We start from the raw sequence: 22228 nt of genomic DNA on the forward strand, positions 1-22228 counted from the left end.
AATGGACTTTATTTCCATCCTGTCGGTTTTCGTGCTGGCGTGTTTCGTCGGCTATTATGTGGTGTGGTCGGTGACGCCCGCGCTGCATACGCCGTTGATGGCGGTCACTAACGCCATTTCATCCGTCATCATCGTCGGCGCGCTGGTCGCGTCGGCGGAGGCGGGGAGTGCGGCGGCCAAATATCTGGGGCTGCTCGCGGTGGTCTTTGCATCGGTCAACATCTTCGGCGGCTTTGCCGTCACGGAACGGATGCTGGCGATGTACAAGAAGAAGGAGCGCAAGTGATGCATGAGATCGCACAGATCCCATGGGGCGTGAGCCTCGCTTATCTGGTCGCGGGCGTCCTGTTCATCCTGGCCCTTCGTGGCCTGTCCAGCCCGGCCACCAGCCGTCGCGGCAACCGCATGGGCATGGTGGGTATGGCCATCGCCGTCGCCACCACGCTCTATACCCATGACGTGGTGAGCCTGCCTGAAATCATTGGTGCCATCGTCATCGGCGGCGGCATCAGCTTCATCATCGCGCGACGGATCGCGATGACGGACATGCCGCAGCTTGTCGCGGCCTTTCACTCGCTCGTCGGCATGGCCGCCGTGCTGGTGGGCGCAGCGGCGTTCCTCAACCCCGGTGCGTTCGGGATTTTGGATGCCGTGACGGGTGAAATCCATGGTGCCAGCCGCATCGAAATGGGTCTGGGCGTGGCGATCGGCGCGATCACCTTCTCCGGTTCGGTTATCGCCTTCCTGAAACTCAACGGCAATATGTCGGGCAAGCCGATCATGCTGCCGGGGCGGCATGTCATCAACCTGGGCACCCTGGCCGCGATATTGGGCCTGATCGCCTATTTCGTGACCGACCAGAGCCCCTGGATATTCTGGACCGTGACGGCGCTCAGCTTCATCATCGGCTTCCTGCTGATCATACCGATCGGTGGGGCGGACATGCCGGTCGTGGTGTCGATGCTCAACAGCTATTCGGGCTGGGCGGCCGCCGCGATGGGCTTTACGCTGGGCAACAGCGCGATGATCATCACCGGCGCGCTGGTGGGATCGTCGGGCGCGATCCTGTCCTACATCATGTGCAAGGCGATGAATCGCAGCTTCATCAGCGTGATCGCGGGAGGCTTCGGCGCGGAGTCCGGGCCTTCGGGCGCAGGTGGGCCGGTCATCGACCGTCCCTACAAGCGTGGCTCGGCCGAGGACGCCGCCTTCCTGATGAAGCAGGCCGACAGCGTCATCATCGTGCCGGGCTATGGCATGGCGGTGAGCCAGGCCCAGCATGCGCTGCGCGAAATGGGCGACCTGCTCAAGAAGGAAGGCGTCAGCGTCAAATATGCGATCCATCCCGTCGCGGGCCGGATGCCGGGGCATATGAACGTGCTGCTGGCCGAAGCGAACGTATCCTATGACGAAGTGTTCGAGTTGGAGGACATCAACAGCGAGTTCGGCCAGTGCGACGTCGCCTTCGTCATCGGCGCGAACGACGTCACCAATCCGGCGGCCAAGACCGACAAGACTTCGCCCATCTATGGCATGCCGATCTTGGACGTCGCCAACGCCAAGTCGGTGCTGTTCGTCAAGCGTTCCATGGGCGGGGCGGGCTATGCCGGCGTCGATAATGAAGTGTTCTATATGGACAACACCATGATGCTGCTCGCCGATGCCAAGAAGATGGTCGAAGAAATCGTCAAGGGGCTTGCCCACTAAGCCGGGCTTCCCCTAACCATCATGGGGACGGCCGGGCGACCGCTCGGCCGTCCCTTTTTCATTGCGGGGCAAGAACATCAGATGCGCAAGATCGGCCTGATCGGGGGAATGAGCTGGGCGTCCACGGCGCGCTATTATCAGATCATCAACGAAGCGGTGCAGCGGACCCAGGGCGGGCTGCACAGTGCGCCACTGGCGATCGAAAGCCTGGACTTCGCGGCGGTGGCGCAATGCGTGTCGGACGACGATTGGGATTGCGCGTCCGTCCCGCTGGTGACGGCGGCGCGGCGGCTGGAGGCGGCCGAGGCGCAGGCGCTGCTGATCTGCGCCAATTCGATGCATCGCGTCCATGACCGGGTGCAGGCGGCTGTATCCATTCCGGTCATCCATATCGCCGACGTGGTGGGGCAGGCGATGAAGCGGGACGGTATCACCACCGCCGCGCTGCTCGGTACGCGCAATGTGATGATGGAGAAATTCTATCGCCAGCGGCTGGTGGGCCATGGCATGTCGCTTCTGCCGCCCGATCCTGCACTGGCCGACCGGATCAATCACATCATGTATGAGGAATTGTCGGCGGGGCGGATCAACAAGGATTCGCAGCGCTTCATGAAAAGCGCGCTGACCGACATCGCCAAGCAGGATGTGCAGGCGGTGGTGCTGGCCTGTACCGAGCTGGAACTGATCGTCGACGTGAAGGCCAATGTCTTGCCGATCTACGACTGCACCAGCATTCACGCGATGGCAGGCGTGGATTTTATCCTGGGGGGGTAAGGCAAGGTCCGGTGCCCTGCCGCTTGGTCAGCGGAAAATGTCCGGGAATGCCTTTGTCATGGTGTCAAGACTGGGCGACAGGATGTGGGCCGGGTCAAGCCCAAGGGGGACTGCTACGAAGTTCCAAACGCGCGCTCCGACGAACTCGGCTACACTGGAATATTCATAGCCAAATAGGTCAAATATACGATAGCCGCGGTTAGCAATGAAGCCAAATAGATCTTCGGGCTGATATTTGAAATAGCCTGGCGCACTCGAATCCCATTCGAACGTAACGATAGGTTGGCTGTCGAATATTTTTTTAGCGCCTAAAAATGCATGATATTCCGCACCCTCAATGTCGAATTTGGCAAAGCGTAACAGGGCCACAAAATAATCATCGACCATGCTATCGATGGTATGCATTTTTACCTTTATTTCTTCGACTTCACCACTGGCGAGAATGGCCCGGTTCGCCAAGCCGCTAAGGCCAGAGTCATTTGCTTTGCTGAAATAGAAGGTGGCTTCGCCGGGTTCATTGGACACGGCGCATTGATGGAGGGTCAGTCGCGGCCGAAGATGGGAATAATGGAGATCTACCGTTGCCATCGTGCGCCGGGCAAGTTCCGGTGCTGCTTCGAAACCTACGACTTGACCGGCCTCGCCCACGGCCTCGCCCATCTGTATGAAATGACCGCCATGATTGACCCCGACATCCAGCATCGTATCGCCCGGCCGAGCATGGGCGACATAAAGATCTCGGATCAATCCTTCCATATCTGGCCAGGATCCGCCGTTCGCTTGTACCAGTCTATCAGCGAAATTATGACGATCCAACCGGCCGGCTACGGAACTGGCGAACATAGAAATCTACCCTGCTGCTGATAGGTCAGCCTTGCGGCTCTGGCCCTTGGCCTTCTTCACGCTGGTCGGAAACTTGTCAACGATCGTTCCGACTCGCCCGTTTCGGCTCACCGCGTCGGCGTCCAGGTCTGGGTTTTGCAAAGGAACGCGATGCAACCCTGGACCTTCAAGGTGCCATTGGGGTTGCGGTTGATCTTGGACTTGTAGCTTTTGCCGCTTTCGGGATCGTAGATCGTCCCTTTCCAGATGTCGCCCGCGTCGGAAAAGCCGGTCAACAAGGGCAGGCCCACCAGCGGGCGCGAGCGTAGCGCAGGATCGCTGTTTTCCGCGTCGGTGTGCGGACGGCCGGGGGTGGGTTTGAGGATCTTTTCGATCTTGCCGCACAGGCTTTTGCCGCACGGTGCGATGTGGACGATCGCCTTGCCATCGACGGTGGTCCAGCGGCCGGTCACGGGCTGAGCGGCCTGGGCGGGCAGGGCCGAGGCAGCGGCCAATGTGGCGATGGTGAATGCGATGCTCTTCATGCGATCCTCTCTCTTGGTCTTGGGACCAGAGATAGGCGGGATGCGCGGTGCCCGCCACCGCCATTTATGGCGGAAGCAGGCAGTTTGGCGCGAAACGCTACGGCATCGCGCAGCGCGTGGCCGCAATTTTTAGAAGGCCTCGCTGATCGAGCAGGCCGCCGGACCCAGGATGACGACGAACAGGGTCGGCAGGATGAAGAGGATGAGCGGCACGGTCATGATCGCGGGCAGGCGTGCCGCCTTTTCTTCCGCGCGCATCATGCGATCATGGCGGAATTCGGCGGAGAGGACGCGCAGCGCGGAGGCAAGCGGGGTGCCATATTTTTCGGTCTGGATCATGGTCGTCACCACGCCCTTGACTGCATCCAGCTTGACGCGCGTCGCGAGATTTTCAAACGCCATGCGCCGTTCGGTGAGGAACGACAGTTCGATCGCGGTCAGCTGAAATTCGTCGCCCAGTTCGGGATAAGCCTTGCCCAGTTCGCGTGCGACCCGGTTGAAGGCGGCATCGACGGTCAGCCCCGCCTCGGCGCAGATGACCAGCAGGTCGAGCGCATCGGGCAGTCCCTTGCGGATGGCGGCCGAACGCTTGGTCACCTTGTTGTCGATGTAGAGATCGGGCGCCTTATAAGCGAGTATCAGGGTGATGGCGAAGGCGAAGAAGCGCTTCAACGGTCCCCATTCCGGCTGGATGCCGACGACATAGAGCAGGGTGACGGCCAGTCCGCCGATGATGATCGGCATGAACATGCGGCCGAAGATCACGGCGACAGCGAGATCCTTGGACCGGATCCCGGCCTGGGCCAGGCGGATCTGGGCGTCCTTGAGCTGGTCGTCCTGCAAGACCTTCAGGCTCGACAGGAAGGAGCGCATATTGTCGGTCGTCTGGTTCTTCTTGACCAGACTGGCGCGGCGCTTGCCGGTGGAGGCGGTGATGCCCGCCTTCAACTGTTCGCGCCGTTCGTTGAGCGCCTTGACCCGCTTGGCCATCGGATCGCGCACGGTCATCACCGCATAAAGGGCAAAGAGCATGGCGAGCGTCGCCAGCGCGGCCAGCAGGGTGCCGACGTCAGTGGCCGTCAGGCCAAACAAGGTGCCGACTGGGGCAGGGGCGTCCATATCTTTTCTCCCGTCCCGATCAGATTTCGAAATTGACCATTTGCGCCATGATGAACGCGCCGATGCCCATCCAGCAGAAGCCACCTATGCCCACGACCTGCATCAGCGAAAGGCCAAAGAGGCCCGCCGGGTCTGGTGTGAAGAAAGGGCTCATATAGTCGAAGTTGATGTAGCAGATCATCCCGAACACCAGAAAAGGCAGCGCGCCGATGATATAGGCCGACGCCTTGGATTCCGACGACATGGCGCGGATCTTGAGCTTCATCTGCGCGCGCTGGCGCAGGACCGTCGCCAGATTGGACAAGGTTTCGGCCAGGTTGCCGCCGGTTTCCCGCTGGATCGACAAGGTGATGACGAAGAATTGAAATTCAGGCGTGCCCAGGCGATCGGCGGTTTCCTGCAACGCCTGTTCCATCGACCGGCCGATCTTGATCCGTTCGGTGATGAGCTTGAACTCTTCGCCCACTGGTCCGGGCACTTCGCTCGACACGATGCCCAATGTTTCCGCGATCGGCAGGCCAGAGCGCAGGCCGCGCGTCAGCAGTTCCAGGGCATCGGGGAATTTGGCGGTGAATTGATTGACCCGCTTGGTGATCAGGCGACCGACCCACCAGTGCGGCAGGCCAAGGCCCGCGGCGAGACCGAACATCAGCGCCATCAGCGGTGGAAAGCCGCGCAGCATCAGCAAGGCGGCAAGCCCCAGGAAGATGAATGCGCTGGCCGTCATATATTGGCTGAGCGTCCACTTCTTGCCGGTCATCACGATCCGCTTGGTCAGATTTTCCGGGTTGGGGATGAGCGAGACCAGCATCTTGGTTTCGATGGTGGTGGAGCGGTTGGAAATCGCCTTGCGCATGCGCGCTTCCAGCAATGCTTCGGCCGAATCGCTGTGACGGCCGCGGATCATCGCGACGCGGCGCTTGCGCGCCTTTTCCGGTGATGGCCCGGCAAAGGCGACGACGGCCAGGCCCATGAGGGTCGCCATCAACACCATGATCAGGATGAAATTGCCGTCCATTATCTACCCCGTCCTTCATGGGCTGCCGTCGCCACCGGGCGACCTGCGTCGTCAATCTTCCAGCGCGGCGGCCTTGTCCTTGCGTCGCGACGGCATCATGGCCCTGAAGTCGATCTTGCCGAGCAGGGAGTCGCCCTTTTTCGCGGCAGATTTTCCACCCGATTGGGCAGGGTCCACCTCCGCTGCACCCAATATCTCTTCGAGCAGGCTGGAGCAGGCTGCCCCGATCTTGCTGCCCTTGGCGGTTTCGGCCAGCGTCTTGCCGAGCTTGGCCGCCTGTGATGCCACGCGCAGGTCGAAGGGGATGAGGACATCGACCTTGCGCTCGATCGACTGTTCGAAATCCTTGCGGCTGATCTCCGGCGATCCAGGGTGGACGCGGTTGGCGACCACGACGACGCGGCTGTTGGGCGCGTTCGTCTTGAGCCAGGACAGAATGCGGATCGTGTCGCGCGCCGACGCGAGCGTGAGTTCGGTCACGACCATCGTGACCTGCATGTCGCTGATCAAATGGGGGTGCTGGATCAGCATGTTGCGTGGAAGATCGACCACGCTGCATTCGAAGACCGAGCGGAACTCCTCCAGCAATTGGTAGAAGGCACCGCCATCGGTCAGCATCGGCTGGCTGATCGGCGCTTCGGCCGACAGAATCGCTAGCGTGTCGCTGGCGCGGACCATGGCGCGCTCGATGAACAGGCCGTCGATCCGGCTCGGATTTTCGATCGCGTCGGTCAGGCCACGGCCCGGTTCCAGATCTAGGGCGAGCGCGTCGGTGCCGAAATGCACGTCGAGGTCGAGCAACGCGGTCTGGCGCTTCTTCTTGTCCGACAGCATCCAGGCGAGCGAAGTCGCCAGACTGGACGCGCCGACGCCGCCGCGCGTGCCGATGACCGCGACGGCCATATGCGGTCGGTCCGGCGTCGCATCGCGCGGCGCCATGAACACCGCCTGCGCATTGGCCAGCGCATCGCGCAACTGGTCGGCGCCGAACGGCTTAAGCAGATAATCCTGAATGCCGCTGGCGACGAGATCGCGGTAGAGGCGCACGTCGTTGACCTGGCCCGCCGCGATGACGACGGTGCCCGGTTCGCACACTTCGGCGAGGCTGTTGATGTCGTTGAGCGGATCGCCGCTTTCGGACATATCGACGAACAGGATCTGGGGCGAAGCGGTGATCGACAGGCTCTGGACCGCATTGCGCATCCCACCCTTGTTCACTTTTTCAGGCGCCCAGCCCATTTCGGCCGCCACGGCGCGAACCATGTCAAAGCTATGATCGTCGCAGACGAAGGCGTGGAACGGATCGCGTGGACCAGCCGCGCCGGGTTTCCAGGGTGCGTTCATGTTACTCGCCTCCTCCGGCCTGCATTTCCTTGAGTTCGCCAGCACCGGTCGGCGGCTTTTCGCGATAGGTGGTGATGGCACGGTTGGAAGTCGCCGTCCGCAAATTGCTGTCGGTGCCCTGGCCCCGGACGAGATCTTCTGGGTTCGCGACCATCGCCGCCAGATTGCTGTTGACGCCGCAGCCATAATTGCTCGACGCGCCCATGTTCATTTCGGCTTCCTGCTTGGCCGACCAGTCGGGACAGCCAGGCACGGTTGCCGTGGCGCGGCGCACGACCAGGCGCAGCATGCCCTGCGGCGCGACACCGGCTGCGGCTGAACTGTCTGTGCCGACCAGCAGACCCCGGCGCGCCGCCACGTCGGCGATGCCATCATGCAGGGCGGGACCATAATAGCCGTCCGATACGATCGCCACCTGATCGCCATAGCTGAGGCCAATGGAGGTGAACCAGTCGTCCAGGCGACGGGTTTCGGCGGGCGTCAGCATATCGCCAGCGCCAGCCTGAACATCATAGGTGTAGGCGGCGTAGCTGACGACCGGTTGATGGACCGAATCGACGCTGCGGTTCTGGCTATCGGTCACGCAGGCTGTCAGCGGCAAAGCCATCAGGGCCAATGCAGCCAGAGACTTGCGCGATAGACGGGTCGGGAGAGGGGAGGTCATGTCGTTCGTCCTTCCGTCAGAAACTGAAGCCAGGGGCGGCCGCGCCGGATTTCCCGGCCTTGCGGCTGTCGGCGCTGGCAACGACCGGGGCGGGGGTCGCCATCGCCTGCGGGCCGGGGGTCGGCACGCCGCTACCGGGCGCGCGGGTCGGCATCGGCGCGCGCGCGCCGCTGACGCCGTCATGCCCTTGTTGCAGGAACAGACCCTGGCCCACATCCGCGTTGCGGAATCCATCGGTCGGCAGATGCACGTCCGATGCGTTCATCGGTTTCACCAGATAGGGGGTGACGACGATGACCAGTTCGGTCTCGCTGCGCTGGAACTGGCGCGATTTGAACAGGCTGCCCAGGATCGGGATATTGCCGATGCCGGGCACCTTGTTGATGCCGTTGCTGGTTTCATTGTTGAGCAGGCCAGCGATCATGAAGGCCTGGCCCGACCCCAGTTCCACCGTGGTTTCGGCGGTGCGGCTCTTGAGCGCGGGGACGTCGGCATTCAGCGTGAAGTCGAGCGTCGACACGGTCGGGCGAACCCGCAGCGAAATGCGGCCATCGGCCAGCACGGTCGGCGTGAAGGCGAGTTGCACACCATATTGTTTGAACTCGATGCTGTTGCCCTGCTGACCGTTGTTGATCGTGTAGGGATATTCGCCGCCTGCCAGGAAGCTGGCGGTTTCGCCCGACAAGGCGGTCAGGTTCGGCTGCGCCAAGGTGCTGGCAAGGCCGCTCGATTCGGCGAGGTCCAGCGCTCCGGCAATGTCCATGCCCAGGATGCGAGCGACGCCGCCCAGGCTGTAGCCACCATTAGCGGGCGTCGTGAAGTCCCAGCTATTTGTTTCGGTGTTGAAGCTCGCAAAGTCCCTGGTGCCGCCGCCGACACTGCCAAGTACCTTGCCGCCGCTCCTGTCGATTGAGCTGAAATTCGTGCCGATCTTGTGCCCGACATCCTTGGCGACTTCGGAAATCTTGACCTGCAGCATGACCTGCAGCGGCGTCGCCATACGCAGGCGGCTGACCACGGTCACATCCTTGCCGACGAAAGCCTGCGTCAGCCGTTCGGCTTCGGCGGCGTCTTCGGGCGCCTGGATCGTACCGGTCAACAGGACCATGCCGTTCATCTTGTTGACCGCAACCTGCGCGCCGGGCATCGCCAGACGCAGCATATCGTCGATGCTGGTCAGATTGTTGCCGACCCGCACCGTGCCGGAAAACAGCACCTTGCCATTGGTGGCGGTGGCAAAGACCGTGGTTTCCCCCGGCTTCTTGGCGATCAGATAGAGCTGGTTCTGCGAGCGGACATGCACGTCGACCACATTGGGATCGCCGATGACCACATCGGACATCTTGGCACCCAGATTGACGACCCGGCTGCCGCCGACCGACATCAGGATGGCATTGTCCTGCGCGCTGGACGGGGCGGCGTTGACGGCCGTGCCGGGAACGGCGGTCGCCAGAATGGCAAGGCCGATGGCGAGGGCCGGGGCAGCGAGCGGCTTGACCGCGATGCGCCGTGCGAAGCTGTGCATGGTCTTCATCTTACTTCCCCCCGACCGGAACTTCGGTCACGCTGGTACCGCGGGCCACGCGGATGACTGGGCCTTTGAAGGCCACCGTGCCCATCGGTGCGCCATTGGCGGCGACCATCGGTGGCATAGGCGCTTCGGCCTTGGCGGGGACGGAACTGCGCTGATAGCGCGAGACGTCGGCGCCGGTGGAATAGGTGGCACCACGATCGACCGGGCGCGACGCGAGCTTGGCAAGCAGTGCCTTTTCGGCGTTCGGGCTGGCCCCATCGGGCAGTTCGACGTCGGTGCCGGCAATGGCCGCGTCCAGGTCGGAGGAATTGTCGGCCAGCGAGCGCAGCGACAGCGACAAGGAGCCGACCGTCTGAGCGACCGCGATCTTCTCGGCAATCTTGGGCGTCACTTCGATCGTGACGTTGGAATAGGTCTGCACCACCGGCTTGCCGTCTTCACCCATCGCATCCATTCGCTGGTCCGTGGCCAGGACGCGGATGTTGCGCAGGATGGTTTCCGACACGCGGAGCGGTTCGCCATCGCCGCCGCCCGCAACGCTTTGCGTCAGGACGAGGTCGATGCGGTCACCCGGAAAGACGAAGCCCGCAACCGAACTTTGTGCCGAAACGGGCACGGTCACGGCGCGCATGCCAGCGCCAAGCGCGGCGGCGAGGAAGCCCCGATCGCCCGGCTTGACCAGGCCACCCTGGGTCAAGGGCTGCCCGGCGGAGATGGCGGTGCGTACGACGCTGCCTGCAAGCTTGACCGGATCGGCCTGCCCCTTGAGATAATAGGCCTGTTCGATCAGATCCTTGGGCCAGGGCTGGAAGCGGAAACTTTCCGCATCGAGGATGGTGCCGACGGGCAAGGCCTTGGTCGCAACCAGCACATGGGGCTGATCCGCTTCGGTCGGCATCGACGAGGCGGTGGCCTGCGGCGTGCTCGAAGAACTCAACATGTTGCGTGCAAGCAAGGCTGTAGTGACTGCTATGATAAGCGCCCCCACCAGCAGCACGATCTTCTTGGCATCCATGACGAAATTCGCCTCCCTCAAGCGGCTACACTGCCCCCAGTGCCCTACTCATCCCGTAAATTGGTTAAGATATCGTTGGCCAAGGTAGCAGCCACAAAGCGGCGAGTGAGATCGCCACGCCATAAGGTATTTCGGGCTGGCCCAGCCGCCGGGTCATGCGGTGATGGATCACGGTCACCAGGGTTACGAGGCCGCCCAGCAGCGCCATCAGTACCAGCAGCGAGATGACCGCTTGCCAGGGAAACCACAGCGCCAAAGCAGCGAGCAGCTTGACGTCGCCACCGCCCATCATGCCCATCGAGAATAGAGCGGCAAAGAGGATGAAGACGATGCCGCCCACCAGCAGTTGCACCGCGACATCGGGCCACAGGTTGAGGCCACAGGCGATCCACCAGAGCGGCGCGAGCGCGGCGATGACGAAGTTGAGCCGGTTGGAAATGATCCGCGCGCGCAAATCGGTGATCGCCGCCGCAATCAGCAGCGTGCCCAGGGCGACGATCAGCGCCAGCCGGAAATATTCCCCTAACATGGGCACTATTCCCTAGACCTGATGACTTACCAAACCGTAACCATGCGGTTCATGGATTCGCCCCTTTCTCCGGCTCCGGCCTTCGACACACCGGTTCTGGACCGGCGCGCCTGGCCGATGGGCGGGCGGCTGGACTATTGGACCGCGCCCGACGGCTGGCCGATTCGCCGTTACCAATTGGGCAGCGGCGCGCGCGGGCGCATGCTCGTCATGGGCGGGCGCGGCGACATGATCGAAAAATATCTGGAAGTTATCGCCCATTGGGCGGCGCGCGGTTGGGCCGTCACCAGTTTCGATTGGCGCGGACAGGGCGGGTCGGGTCGTCTGACGGATGACCTGCTCTGCGGGCATATCGACGATTTCGCCGACTATATTACGGACCTGCGCGCCCTGGCCGATGATTGGCGGGCGCAGGGTAGCGGGCCAAGCGCGATGGTGGCGCATAGCATGGGCGGGCATATGCTGTTGCGGGCGCTGGCCGAGGGGATGACGCCACCCGATGTAGCGGTTGCTGTCGCGCCGATGCTGGGCCTGCACAGTGCGCCGCTGCCACGCTGGCTGGCGGTGATGGTCGCACAGGGGATGATCCGGCGTGGCAAGGGGCGGCTGCGTGCCTGGACGCAGAAGGAGGATTCGGAGCGGCAGCGGCGAGTGCGGCAGAAGCGCCTGACGCATGACCCGGAACGTTATGCCGACGAACTATGGTGGCGTGACCATAGTCGCGAGATCGCCTTGGGACCGCCAAGCTGGAACTGGGTCGCGCAGGCGCTCGAATCGACGCAAGCGCTAAGCCAAGGCGACGGCCTCACGCAGATCGACGTGCCTTTGTTGATATTGGCGACGCGCGTGGATCAGCTGGTGTCCACGCCCGCCATCCGGGCGGCGGCGGCCCGCATTTCGGGTGCGCAACTGCATGTCTATGGGCGCGAGGCGGCGCATGAAATCCTGCGCGAACTGGACGGGGTACGTCTGGATGCGCTGGGGCGGATCGATGCTTTTCTGGATGAGGCCGCCCGGTGAGCCTGCCCGATATCGTGATTGTCGGTGGCGGGATGGCGGGGGCCAGCCTGGGTGCGGAACTGGCGGCGCATGGCCGCGTGCTGGTTTTGGAGATGGAGCGGCAGGCGGGCTATCATGCGACCGGCCGGTCCGTGGCCTTCTGGGAAGAAACCTATGGCGGCCCGGCGGTCCAGCCGCTGACCACGGCATCGGGACCAATGCTGGCGGCCCCCGATCCCGACTTTCATGACGGCAGCTTCCTGTCGCCGCGCCGCACCCTGCATATCGGGCGGGCTTCGGATGAAGCGGCGCGCGATGCGCTGATCGCGGATTTTGCGGGCAGGGTGGATTTGCAGCCGGTCGATCCGGCCGCCTATGTGCCGGGACTAAGGCCCGACTGGACGCTGGGCGTGATGGAGGCGAGCTGCCGCGATATCGATGTCGCGGCGCTGCATCAGGCATGGTTGCGGCAATTGCGTCGGCGCGGGGGGGCGATGCAACTGGGCGCGCGGCTGATCAGCGCACGGCGCGAGGGGAGTGGCTGGCGGATCGAGACAGCGGACGGGCCGCTGGATTGTGGGCTGATCGTCAATGCAGCGGGCGCCTGGGCGGATGATGTCGCGCAGGCCTGTGGTGTCGCGCCGGTCGGGATCACGCCGTTGCGGCGGACGGTGGCGCAATTGCGCGTGCCGTCCTTGCCGTCGCCCGACCTGCCGCTGGTGATGGATCTTGGCGGTGGCTTTTATTTCAAGCCGGAAGGGCGCGACCGGGTGTGGCTGACCCCGCATGACGAAGTGCCCTCGCCACCCTGCGATGCTGCGCCGGAAGAGATGGCCGTGGCGCAGGCGGTGGCGCGGTTCGAGGCGGTGGTTGAATGGCCCGTCGCGGGCATCGAGCATCGCTGGGCCGGCTTGCGCAGTTTCGCGCCCGATCGCGCGCCGGTCTATGGCTTCGATCCCGACACGCCGGGCTTTTTCTGGTTTGCGGGGCAGGGCGGTTTCGGCATCCAGACGGCACCGGCTGCTGCGATGTTGGCGGCCAGCCTGATCCGGGGCGTTGCGCCACCAGACCCTCTCGCGGCGATCGATGCTGCCACCTATGATCCGGCCAGGTTTCGATCGTCAATCGCGCGGCTTGTGCTTTGAAATCAAATAGCGCCACACGCCCACGGCGTTGATGACGAGCAGCGCGACATTCTGCCAGCCAATCCCCTCGCTATCCTCGGCCAGAAAGCCCCAAGCGATCAACGCGATCGAGCTGGTGACGAACAGCACGAAGGCCCAGCCGGTGATCCGTCGGCCAAGGTTCAGTGAGACGATCAAGGCCGCCAACGTGGCGGCGCCCGCGCCATAATATTGCAGGGCAGTGAGGATGGTGTCGGACATGGATCTTTGAACGCCGGGCCAGCGCCATGGTTGCGATCAGGTAGGCAGCGGCCTAGGCAGGCGCGCATGATCGCCAGCATCGACCCGTTCCACGCCATCGCCATCAGCCGCGAAGCCCATGCCCTCGAAGCGCAGGGCCGTTCCATCCTGCATATGGAATTCGGCCAGCCATCGACCGGCGCGCCTGCCGCCGCCATCGCCAGGGCGCATCATGTGCTGGATACCGATCCGATGGGCTATTGGGAAAGCCAAGCGCTCAAGGAGCGGATCGCGCATCTTTATACCGAACGGCATGGCGTTTCGGTGGAGGCCGAGCAGGTGCTGCTCACCTGTGGCGCGTCGCCGGGTCTGGTGCTGGCGCTGACCAGCCTGTTTGCGCCCGGCGCGCGGGTCGCGACGGCCCGGCCGGGCTATGTCGCTTATCGCAACACCTTGAAGGCGCTCTATCTGGAACCGGTCGAGGTCGGATGCGGCCCGGCCGAGCGCTACCAGATCAGCGCAGCGGCTTTGGCTGCGCTTGATCCCGCGCCTGACGGGCTGATCCTGGCCAGTCCGGCCAATCCAACCGGCACCATAATTCCCGCCGACGAACTGGCTCGGATCGCGCAGGTCTGTGCCGATCGCGGCATCCGCATCGTGTCGGACGAAATCTATCATGGACTGAGCTTTGGCGAGTCGGCCCATTCGATGCTCGAATATGCGCCCGATGCGGTGATCGTGAACAGTTTTTCCAAATATTTCAGCATGGCCGGGTGGCGGCTGGGCTGGATCGTGGTGCCGCCCGCCCTGATCGACGCGGCGCGGGCGCGAATGGGCAATTTGTTCCTGACGCCGCCGGTGCTGGCGCAGCAAGCGGGGCTGGCGGCATTCGATTGCACCGATGAGTTGGAGGCGCATGTCGAAACCTATCGCCGCAATCGGCAATTGCTGCTCGACGCGCTGCCCGCGCTGGGGCTGGCACGGATCGCGCCGCCCGATGGCGCTTTCTATATCTATGCCGATGTCGGGCATCTGACGCAGGACAGCCTTGGCTTTTGCCAGCGGCTGTTGCGCGAGACGGGGGTGGCGACCGCGCCGGGGATCGATTTCGATCCGGTCGATGGGCATCGCTTCATCCGCTTCAGCTTTGCGGTATCGACCGACCGGGTCGAGGACGCGATCGCGCGAATGATCCCCTGGTTCGCGGCGCAGGGCGGTGCTTAACCCCGCGTCCGGTCGAACGTCGCCATCTCATAGGCGATCGACGCTTCGACCAGTTGCTCCCACAGGTCGGCAACGATGTCGGCAGGCGCACCCAGCCGCTCCGCCTCGGCGCAGGCATTGGCGATGACCTGCGCCTTGCGGGCCTCATCGCGCACGGCGCTGCGATCGGGCTTGATTCGGGCGGCGGCGCGCATATGCGCGAAGCGCTCGGCAAGAAGCGCGATGAGCTGGCGATCCAGCGCATCGACGCCCACGCGCACCTGCGCCATGCTGCTATAGTCGTCAGGGTTCATGAGTGCCGGACTAGGCCGCGCGTCCAGCCCTGTCGAGGGTTGACATGCCCGGCCCTTCTCTCCATAGGCGCGCCTTCGCGATTGGTCCCGCATCCCGGTGAAGCGGTGGCCCTGCCCCTGAGCGTTTCGACGCAATACGGACGTAGGCGATACCGGGGTAACGTTGTTAGCATATCGAAGGAATTATCATGACGAAGCGCACCAGCGCCAAGTATAAACTCGACCGTCGCATGGGCGAGAACATCTGGGGCCGTCCCAAGTCGCCTGTCAACAAGCGCGAATATGGTCCGGGTCAGCATGGTCAGCGCCGCAAGGGCAAGGTGTCCGACTACGGCATCCAGCTGCGCGCCAAGCAGAAGCTCAAGGGCTATTATGGCGACATCACCGAGAAGCAGTTCAAGAAGAACTATTTCGAAGCGAGCCGCATGAAGGGCGACACCGGCCAGAACCTTATCGGTCTGCTGGAGCGCCGCCTGGACGCCGTCGTCTATCGCGCCAAGTTCGCGCCGACCATCTTTTCGGCCCGCCAGATCGTTTCGCACGGCCACATTTATGTGAACGGCGTCAAGTGCAACATCGCGTCGCGTCTGGTGAAGCCGGGCGACGAGATCACGCTGGGTAAGAAGGCGCAGGAAATGGCGCTGGTGATGGAAGCACAGGCCCTGGCCGAGCGCGACATCCCCGACTATGTCGCCCCCGACGGTGCCGCCAAGGTCAGCTATGTCCGCGTGCCGACGCTGGACGAAGTGCCTTATCCGGTGAAGATGGAACCGAACCTGGTCGTCGAATTCTATTCGCGCTAATCGGTTTTCCGACAGGCTCCACGAAAAAGGGCGGTTCCGCAAGGAGCCGCCCTTTTCTTATGGGGGGCTATTTCCCCGCCGCGAGCAGGAAGTCGGCGCTCTGCTGGAGCATGTCGGCGCGCGCATCGCTGTCGTTCAGACTGTGCGCCAGCCCGTCATAGATGACCAAGCGGCTGCGCTTGCCTGCGCCTTCAAGTTTGCCTTGCATGATTTTTGCCTGGCTGATGTCGACATTGCCGTCGTTTGTGCCGTGAAACATCAGGACCGGGGCGCGGAATTGCGCGGCATGGCTTGATGGCGAAGCGTCTTCGGCCTCCGGGCCAGTGCCCATGCGCTGCTGCTGAACGAGGTAACTGCTGTCATATTGCGCGCGGCGCAATCGATCGCCGAAATCCGTGACGGGCGCGATGGCGACCACCGCCTTGAACAGATCGGGGTCGATGACCTGCGCCTGCAGCGCCGCATAGCCGCCATAGGACCAGCCCGCGATGGTCAGCTTCGCCGGGTCGGCAATGCCCTGTGCCACCAGCCAGCGTCCGGCGTCCACGACGTCGCCGATCGCCTTGCGCCAGGATCGATAGCCATTTTGCATCAGCCATTGTTCGCCAAAACCATAGGAACCGCGAAACTGCGGCTGGATTACGGCGAAGCCTCGCGCCGCATAATATTGCACCAACCAGTCGAAACCCCATTCGTCCCGCGACTCCGGGCCGCCATGGGGCAGGACGATGGCGGGCAGACCCTTGGCGCTTTCTTTGCCGGGCGGCAGCGTCAGATAGGCTGGGATCGTTACCCCATCACTCGCCTTGAAGCTCGTCGATTGCATCGTGGCGAGCTGGCGGCCCGCTAGTTCGGGACGATCCGGCATCAGGGGCGACAATTTGCGCGCCGTCCGGTCGAACAGATAATATTGGCCCGGATCGATGTCGCTGCCGGCCCATACCAGCACCCGCTGCCCATCGCTGCTCATGTCGCCGATGTGAACAGCCTTGCCACCCAGCGCCTTACCCAATGAGGTAACAAGAGAAGCTGCGTCTTTGTCGAAATACACGGCTTCGCGATGCTCCAGCACATAGCTGACGCCCACGACCCGGCGGTCGCGGCCGACCCGGATCAATCCGGTCACGTCGACTTGCGGATGGGCGAAGACGACTTTCTTTTCCTGGCCGGGGTCAAGCGCGATCGAGACCAGCGCGTCGCGACCGTTTGTCTTTTCAAAGCCATAGGCGATATTCTGCTGCGGATCGACGGCGAGGGGATAGAAGCCGCTATTGTCGCGCACGTCGTAGGTCGAAAGGTCGTCCCAGCCCGACTTGCCTTGTGGGCGATAGAGGAATTTATAGGTTCCCTTGGAATAGCCGGTTCCCTTGATCTCCTGCAGTCCCATGATCCGAACTGTACCGACGCCGTCCGAAATATAATCGACTGCCAATTTGGCCGGTGTTTCAACCCGTTTCCCGCTGCCACTGCGGGTGTCGATGCGATCGACGCCGAGCCCCTCCAGTCGCTTTTCCACAAGGCTGCCGATCTTGGCTTCAGGGACATAGGATCGGGTCATCAATATCGCGCCGTCTTCGCCAGGCAGCAGATCGACGATGTCACCCCCGCGAAAATCGGCATGCAACGCATTTTGGCCCCGCCGCTGGCTCAGCAGTTTGGCGTTGCCGCCGGATGCATCCACCGCGAAAATGTTGCTGAAGCCATAGACGTCGTCGGCATAGCGGCTTTCGCCATAAATCTGGCAAGCTAGGCGATCGGTCGCGACCCAATCGCAGCTGGAGAGATATTCCGGTTTACCGGTGGTCGTGGCCGCCACCGTCAACTCCGCACCTTCCTTGGCCTCCAACACATAGGCGCGGCTCGTTCGTCCTGGCCCCGCTGCGATCAGCGCGATTTTCTGGCCATCGGGCGAAATGCTGGCGGAAATCACGGTTTCGCGCGCGCCAAAGGCCTTGGCGAGGGCATCGGGCGGGGTTTGCGCCAGCGCGACCGGCGCGGTTCCGGTGGCCAGCGCCGCCATGATCACTGCCTTGCGATATCCGATCATGCCCATTCACTCCCCCATTGCCCCAGTAACAAATGGCTAGGCGAGCGCTGCAGACTTGGCAACGGCCTTGCTTGCCCTGTGTCCCGCACAGTGGCATCACCCTGCTATCACAAGAATAAAGGGTGCCTTTCATGCGTAGCTCCATCGCGGCGATTGCCGCCGTTCTCGCCCTTTCCGCCTGCGCCACCGATGGCATGGATGCGCCGCCCGCGTCGGTCGCTGCGGCGCCCAATGGTGCCGAGCCATCGATCGACACGATGAAGCGGCTGGTGCAGGAAATGTCGTCCGACGCCTATGAGGGCCGCGCGCCTGGCTCTGCGGGCGAGGAGAAGACGTTGGCGCTGCTGGTGGCGGAGTTCAGCAAGCTGGGGCTGAAGCCAGGCAATAAGGGCAGCTGGTTTCAGGATGTCCCGCTGGTCGAGATCAATGCCAAGAATGTGTCGCCGCTGACTTTCACGGGTGGCAAGAGTGCGGTCAGCGCCAGCTATGGCCCCGAAATGGTGGTCGGCACCTATCGCACGACCCAGCCGAAGATCGCGATCAAGGACAGCCCGGTCGTCTTCGTGGGCTATGGCATCAATGCGCCCGAAAAGGGCTGGAACGACTATGCCGGCGTCGATGTGAAGGGCAAGACCGTCATCATCCTGGTCAATGATCCCGACTATGAGGCGACGGGCCTGACCGGGCCGTTCAATGGCCGGGCGATGACTTATTATGGCCGCTGGACCTATAAATATGAGGAAGCGGCGCGACAGGGCGCGGCTGCCGCGATCATCGTGCATGATACGGTGCCCGCCGCCTATGGCTGGAACGTCGTGCAATCGAGCTGGACTGGCGCGCAGCATGTCGCCGACAGTGCGGATGGCAATGCCAAGCAATCTTCGGCGATCGGCTGGATTCAAAAGGACAAGGCGGCGGTCCTGTTCGCCAGCGCCGGGCTGGACCTGACCGCGCAGATGGCAGCCGCCAAGCAGGCCGGGTTCAAGGCGGTGCCGCTGGGCGCGGTCAAGGCGTCGGTGTCGTTCGACAATGACCTGCGCAAACATAGTTCGAAGAATGTCGTCGCGCTGCTGCCCGGCAAGACGCACCCCGATGAATATGTCCTCTACAGCGCACATTGGGACCATCTGGGCCGGTGCCAGGCCGCGCCCGATGGCGACGATATTTGCAACGGCGCGGTCGACAATGCGACTGGCACTGCGGCGCTGGTGGCGCTGGCGGAGGCCAATGTGAAGGCGGGGCCGACCGATCGCAGCCAAGTGTTCCTGGCGGTGACGGCGGAGGAATCGGGGCTATTGGGGTCGGCCTATTATGGCAGCAATCCGGTGGTCCCGTTCAACCAGACCGTTGGTGGCGTGAACATGGATGCGCTGTCGGTCGCGGGGCGCGCCAAGAATGTGGTGGTGATCGGCAAGGGCAAGTCGCAGCTTGATGCCTATCTCGACAGCGCCTTGGCCGCGCAGGATCGGGTCGCGACGGTGGAGCCGACGCCGGAGAAGGGCTATTATTATCGCTCTGACCATTTCAGCTTCGCCAAGCACGGCCTGCCGATGCTCTATTTCGAAGGTGGCGAGGATCTGGTCAATGGCGGCACGGCGGCGGGTATGGCCGCTGCAGAGGATTATACCAAGAACCGCTATCATGGGCCAAAGGATGAATATGATCCCAATTGGGATTGGACCGGGGTGCTGGCCGACCTGAAACTCTATTATACGGTCGGCCGCGATCTGGCGAATACGACCGACTGGCCCAACTGGGTGGACGGTGACGAATTTCGCGCCATCCGTGACAAGGACCGGGCAGGGAAATAGTCAGTCAACAAAGCTATGTTCGTTTCGCGCGAAGTCGAGAAACGCTGGCACCGCGCTTCCGCTTCTCGACTTCGCTCGAAGCGAACGGCGATTTTGTGCGTCACTCACCGGCCGGGGCATAGGTCCAATTCTGCGCCCGGCTGCCATCCATATTCGCCGTTTCGGCCATGAGCAGGCGCCCCTCCCGCCAATAGCGGATGCGTTGCGGATAATCATGGGTGGGATTGGCGAAGCTGATGTCCCGCACCCCTTCGGCTATCGCTGGGAAAATGGTCGCCAGGCCGCCTTCGGGGGCGCCGTGAAAGGCGAGCGATCCGTCGGCTGCGCGGACGATGCGCATCACTTCCCAGGACTGCAGTTTTTCGCCGCGCCCGGTGCGCCCCACGCCGATCATCACGCCGCCGCGTGGCAGCGTCCACACTTCCTCGCTCCAGCGATCGTCGCGCTTCTGCACCCATTCCCCGGTCAGCCAATCGGGCAATTCGCCTGCGCTGCCGTGGACGGGCAGCGCCAGCAACAGCGCCGCTATGATCGTCGAAACTCTTCTCTTCATGGCTTCCGCCCTCTGTCCAGACCCGATCCGGCACGCTATGGAGCGCGCCTAACGCCCGCTATCACGGATCGGCCTTTACGCCGAGTAAGGACGACATTGCATGACTTTCCGTATGCCTGCCGAATGGGCACCGCACGACTGGACCTGGATCGGCTTTCCGACCAACCCCGCTGAATGGCCCGGCGCATTCGATGCCGCCCGGACGCAGATCGCCGCCTTTGCCAGTGCACTCCATGCGGATGGACGCGGCGAAGAGGTGCGGCTGGTCGTGGCGAACGAGGGTGATGCCGATGCCGCGCGGGCCTTGGTCGCGCCCGGCGTGTCGATCGTCGTGCAGCAGTTGGGAGACGTCTGGCTACGCGATACCGCGCCGATCGCCGTGCTGAACGGCCATGCGCGGGCTTTGGTCGATTTCGGCTTCAACGGCTGGGGCGGCAAATATCAGATGGCGGGCGACGAAGATATCGGCGCACGGCTGGCGGCGACCACCGGCTTGCCCACATCGACGCAGCATTGGGTGTTCGAGGGCGGCGCGGTCGATACCGATGGCACTGGCCTGTTCGTGACCACCGAACAATGCCTGCTCCATCCCAATCGCAACCCGGACCTCGACCGGGGCAAGATCGAAACGCTGCTGGCCGGGAGCCTCGGCCTCTCCGACATGCTCTGGCTGGGTGACGGATTGCTGAACGACCATACCGATGGCCATGTCGATAATCTGGCGCGGTTCGTGGGCGAAGGGCTGCTGGCACTGCCGATCGCGACGACGGAGGATGATCCCAATGCGGCGATCTACGCCGACGCACGCGCGCGGGCGAGCGCCCATGGCGTTACCGTGGTGGACATGCCGTCGCCGGGGCGGGTGATGGTCGATGGCGAGGCCATTCCAGCCAGCTACATGAATTTCTATGTCGGCAACGCGGCCGTCATCGTGCCCATCTATGGCCAGCCCAATGATCAGGCGGCGCTCGACGCGCTGGCACCCTTCTTTCCGGGGCGGGATATTGTCGGGCTGCGCAGCGATGCCATATTGTCAGGCGGCGGCAGTTTTCATTGCTGCAGCCAGCAAATGCCAAGTGTTTAACATCAACCGTTCGGGCTGAGCGAAGTCGAAGCCCGCGCCTGAGCGCAAGCGAAGGCACCTCGCTATCGCTCGGTGGAGCCCTTCGACAGGCTCAGGGCGAACGGAGAAATAGACGACATGACCAAAGTAACCGTTGCCGCGCTCCAGCTCAGCTTTTCGGACGATATGGGCGAGAATATCGCCAAGGTGGCCGAGCATGTGACCAAGGCCGCCGCGCGCGGGGCGAAGATCATCCTGCCGCCCGAATTGTTCGAAGGCCCCTATTTCTGCCGCGTCGAGGACGAAGCGCTGTTCGCGCTGGCGCAGCCGACCGACAGCCATCCGGCGGTGCAGGAGATGCGCAAGCTGGCCAAGGATCTGGGCGTTTATATCCCGACCAGCTATTTCGAGCGCGACGGCCAGCATCATTATAACTCGCTCGCGATGATCGATGACCAGGGCGAGATTATGGGCGTGTACCGCAAAAGCCATATTCCTGACGGGCCGGGCTATGAGGAGAAATATTATTTCCGCCCCGGCAATACCGGCTTCAAGGTGTGGCCGACCAAATATGGCACGATCGGCGTCGGCATCTGCTGGGACCAATGGTATCCCGAATGTGCGCGGGTGATGGCGCTGATGGGCGCGGAGATGCTGTTTTACCCGACCGCGATCGGATCGGAACCCTATGATGCGGACCTCGACACCAGCCGCATGTGGCGGCGGGCGATGATCGGCCATGCGGTCAGCAATTGCATGCCAGTGATCGCCGCCAACCGCATCGGCGAGGAGGATGGCCAGCGTTTCTACGGCCACAGCTTCATCAGCGACGAATGGGGCGACCTGATCGCTGATGGCGATGCCAAGGATTTTGGTGCGCTGGTGGCGACGCTGGACCTGGCGCAGGCGCGTACCCATCGCGCAGGGATGGGCTTCTTCCGCGACCGGCGGCCGGAGCTATATTGGCGGATCGCGCAGGATATCTGACGCGAGGCAGGCG

The 22228-nt window shown here is 63.0% G+C and carries 22 protein-coding genes and 1 pseudogene; 10 read left to right on the forward strand and 13 right to left on the reverse strand.

Annotation, left to right across the window (positions count from 1 at the left end; genetic code table 11):
- Position 1 precedes the first annotated feature (1 nt).
- From BSY17_RS16395 to BSY17_RS16405, 3 genes are all read left to right on the forward strand, one after another.
- Positions 2-286 (forward strand): proton-translocating transhydrogenase family protein, encoded by a 285-nt coding sequence (locus tag BSY17_RS16395; RefSeq protein ID WP_006950157.1) that lies wholly within the window; start codon positions 2-4, stop codon positions 284-286.
- The gene (locus tag BSY17_RS16400) at positions 286-1707 is read left to right on the forward strand and encodes an NAD(P)(+) transhydrogenase (Re/Si-specific) subunit beta (protein ID WP_069066265.1); all 1422 of its coding nucleotides are present in this window, start codon (positions 286-288) and stop codon (positions 1705-1707) included. The genes BSY17_RS16395 and BSY17_RS16400 overlap by 1 nt, the downstream gene beginning before the upstream one ends.
- A gap of 81 nt (positions 1708-1788) precedes the next feature.
- Positions 1789-2481, forward strand: a complete 693-nt coding sequence (locus BSY17_RS16405; RefSeq protein WP_069067036.1) for an aspartate/glutamate racemase family protein — start codon at positions 1789-1791, stop codon at positions 2479-2481.
- Positions 2482-2508: 27 nt separating this feature from the next.
- Here BSY17_RS16405 and BSY17_RS16410 read toward each other — a convergent pair whose 3' ends face one another.
- The 9 genes and pseudogenes from BSY17_RS16410 to BSY17_RS16450 all read right to left on the reverse strand — a co-directional run bounded on the left by BSY17_RS16410 (position 2509) and on the right by BSY17_RS16450 (position 11071).
- Positions 2509-3324 (reverse strand): FkbM family methyltransferase, encoded by an 816-nt coding sequence (locus BSY17_RS16410; RefSeq protein ID WP_083217150.1) that lies wholly within the window; start codon positions 3322-3324, stop codon positions 2509-2511.
- Between the two features lie 107 nt (positions 3325-3431).
- Positions 3432-3848 (reverse strand): DUF2147 domain-containing protein, encoded by a 417-nt coding sequence (locus tag BSY17_RS16415; protein WP_069066267.1) that lies wholly within the window; start codon positions 3846-3848, stop codon positions 3432-3434.
- Positions 3849-3977: 129 nt separating this feature from the next.
- On the reverse strand, positions 3978-4967 hold the full coding sequence (locus tag BSY17_RS16420) for a type II secretion system F family protein (protein WP_037476584.1): 990 nt from the start codon (positions 4965-4967) through the stop codon (positions 3978-3980).
- A gap of 19 nt (positions 4968-4986) precedes the next feature.
- Complete coding sequence (locus BSY17_RS16425; protein WP_069066268.1) at positions 4987-5985, reverse strand: type II secretion system F family protein; 999 nt, start codon at positions 5983-5985, stop codon at positions 4987-4989.
- A 51-nt stretch (positions 5986-6036) separates the two neighbouring features.
- Positions 6037-7329 carry a nucleotide-binding protein gene (locus tag BSY17_RS16430; RefSeq protein ID WP_069066269.1) on the reverse strand — a complete coding sequence of 431 codons (1293 nt, stop codon included), beginning with the start codon at positions 7327-7329 and terminating at the stop codon, positions 6037-6039.
- 1 nt (position 7330) lies between these two features.
- Complete coding sequence (locus BSY17_RS16435; protein WP_069066270.1) at positions 7331-7993, reverse strand: CpaD family pilus assembly protein; 663 nt, start codon at positions 7991-7993, stop codon at positions 7331-7333.
- 16 nt (positions 7994-8009) lie between these two features.
- Positions 8010-9527, reverse strand: a complete 1518-nt coding sequence (locus tag BSY17_RS16440) for a type II and III secretion system protein family protein (RefSeq protein ID WP_069066271.1) — start codon at positions 9525-9527, stop codon at positions 8010-8012.
- 1 nt (position 9528) lies between these two features.
- A complete protein-coding gene (cpaB, locus tag BSY17_RS16445) occupies positions 9529-10542 on the reverse strand; it encodes a Flp pilus assembly protein CpaB (protein ID WP_037476589.1) in 1014 nt (337 codons plus the stop codon).
- 48 nt (positions 10543-10590) lie between these two features.
- Positions 10591-11071 (reverse strand): annotated as a pseudogene (locus BSY17_RS16450) (A24 family peptidase).
- A 42-nt stretch (positions 11072-11113) separates the two neighbouring features.
- Between BSY17_RS16450 and BSY17_RS16455 the strand changes: the two are divergent.
- Both BSY17_RS16455 and BSY17_RS16460 read left to right on the forward strand, forming a co-directional pair.
- Positions 11114-12091: an alpha/beta fold hydrolase gene (locus BSY17_RS16455; RefSeq protein WP_443019534.1), complete on the forward strand. Its 978-nt coding sequence runs from the start codon at positions 11114-11116 to the stop codon at positions 12089-12091.
- Complete coding sequence (locus BSY17_RS16460; RefSeq protein WP_069066273.1) at positions 12088-13215, forward strand: NAD(P)/FAD-dependent oxidoreductase; 1128 nt, start codon at positions 12088-12090, stop codon at positions 13213-13215. The genes BSY17_RS16455 and BSY17_RS16460 overlap by 4 nt, the downstream gene beginning before the upstream one ends.
- Here the strand turns inward: BSY17_RS16460 and BSY17_RS16465 are convergent.
- Positions 13192-13455 (reverse strand): hypothetical protein, encoded by a 264-nt coding sequence (locus BSY17_RS16465; RefSeq protein ID WP_069066274.1) that lies wholly within the window; start codon positions 13453-13455, stop codon positions 13192-13194. The genes BSY17_RS16460 and BSY17_RS16465 overlap by 24 nt on opposite strands.
- 66 nt (positions 13456-13521) lie before the next feature.
- On the opposite strand from BSY17_RS16465, the gene BSY17_RS16470 reads away from it, so the two are divergent.
- Entirely contained in the window at positions 13522-14658 is a 1137-nt protein-coding gene (locus BSY17_RS16470; RefSeq protein WP_069066275.1) for a pyridoxal phosphate-dependent aminotransferase, read from the forward strand.
- On the opposite strand, the gene BSY17_RS16475 is transcribed toward BSY17_RS16470, so the two are convergent.
- Positions 14655-14951, reverse strand: a complete 297-nt coding sequence (locus BSY17_RS16475; protein ID WP_069066276.1) for a chorismate mutase — start codon at positions 14949-14951, stop codon at positions 14655-14657. The genes BSY17_RS16470 and BSY17_RS16475 overlap by 4 nt on opposite strands.
- Before the next feature lie 188 nt (positions 14952-15139).
- Between BSY17_RS16475 and rpsD the strand changes: the two genes are divergently transcribed.
- Positions 15140-15754, forward strand: a complete 615-nt coding sequence (rpsD, locus tag BSY17_RS16480; RefSeq protein WP_037476595.1) for a 30S ribosomal protein S4 — start codon at positions 15140-15142, stop codon at positions 15752-15754.
- A 67-nt stretch (positions 15755-15821) separates the two neighbouring features.
- On the opposite strand, the gene BSY17_RS16485 is transcribed toward rpsD, so the two are convergent.
- A complete protein-coding gene (locus tag BSY17_RS16485) occupies positions 15822-17801 on the reverse strand; it encodes an alpha/beta hydrolase family protein (RefSeq protein WP_069067038.1) in 1980 nt (659 codons plus the stop codon).
- Between the two features lie 131 nt (positions 17802-17932).
- On the opposite strand from BSY17_RS16485, the gene BSY17_RS16490 reads away from it, so the two are divergent.
- On the forward strand, positions 17933-19612 hold the full coding sequence (locus BSY17_RS16490; RefSeq protein ID WP_069066277.1) for a M28 family peptidase: 1680 nt from the start codon (positions 17933-17935) through the stop codon (positions 19610-19612).
- Between the two features lie 100 nt (positions 19613-19712).
- Here BSY17_RS16490 and BSY17_RS16495 read toward each other — a convergent pair whose 3' ends face one another.
- A complete protein-coding gene (locus BSY17_RS16495; RefSeq protein ID WP_069066278.1) occupies positions 19713-20165 on the reverse strand; it encodes a DUF6265 family protein in 453 nt (150 codons plus the stop codon).
- 100 nt (positions 20166-20265) lie between these two features.
- Between BSY17_RS16495 and BSY17_RS16500 the strand changes: the two genes are divergently transcribed.
- Complete coding sequence (locus BSY17_RS16500; RefSeq protein ID WP_069066279.1) at positions 20266-21249, forward strand: agmatine deiminase family protein; 984 nt, start codon at positions 20266-20268, stop codon at positions 21247-21249.
- Between the two features lie 117 nt (positions 21250-21366).
- Positions 21367-22215, forward strand: coding sequence for an N-carbamoylputrescine amidase (gene aguB / locus BSY17_RS16505; protein WP_069066280.1), 849 nt, complete (start codon positions 21367-21369; stop codon positions 22213-22215).
- The last annotated feature ends 13 nt before the right edge of the window (positions 22216-22228 follow it).

It is taken from the genome of Sphingobium sp. RAC03, from assembly GCF_001713415.1.
Lineage (GTDB): Bacteria > Pseudomonadota > Alphaproteobacteria > Sphingomonadales > Sphingomonadaceae > Sphingobium.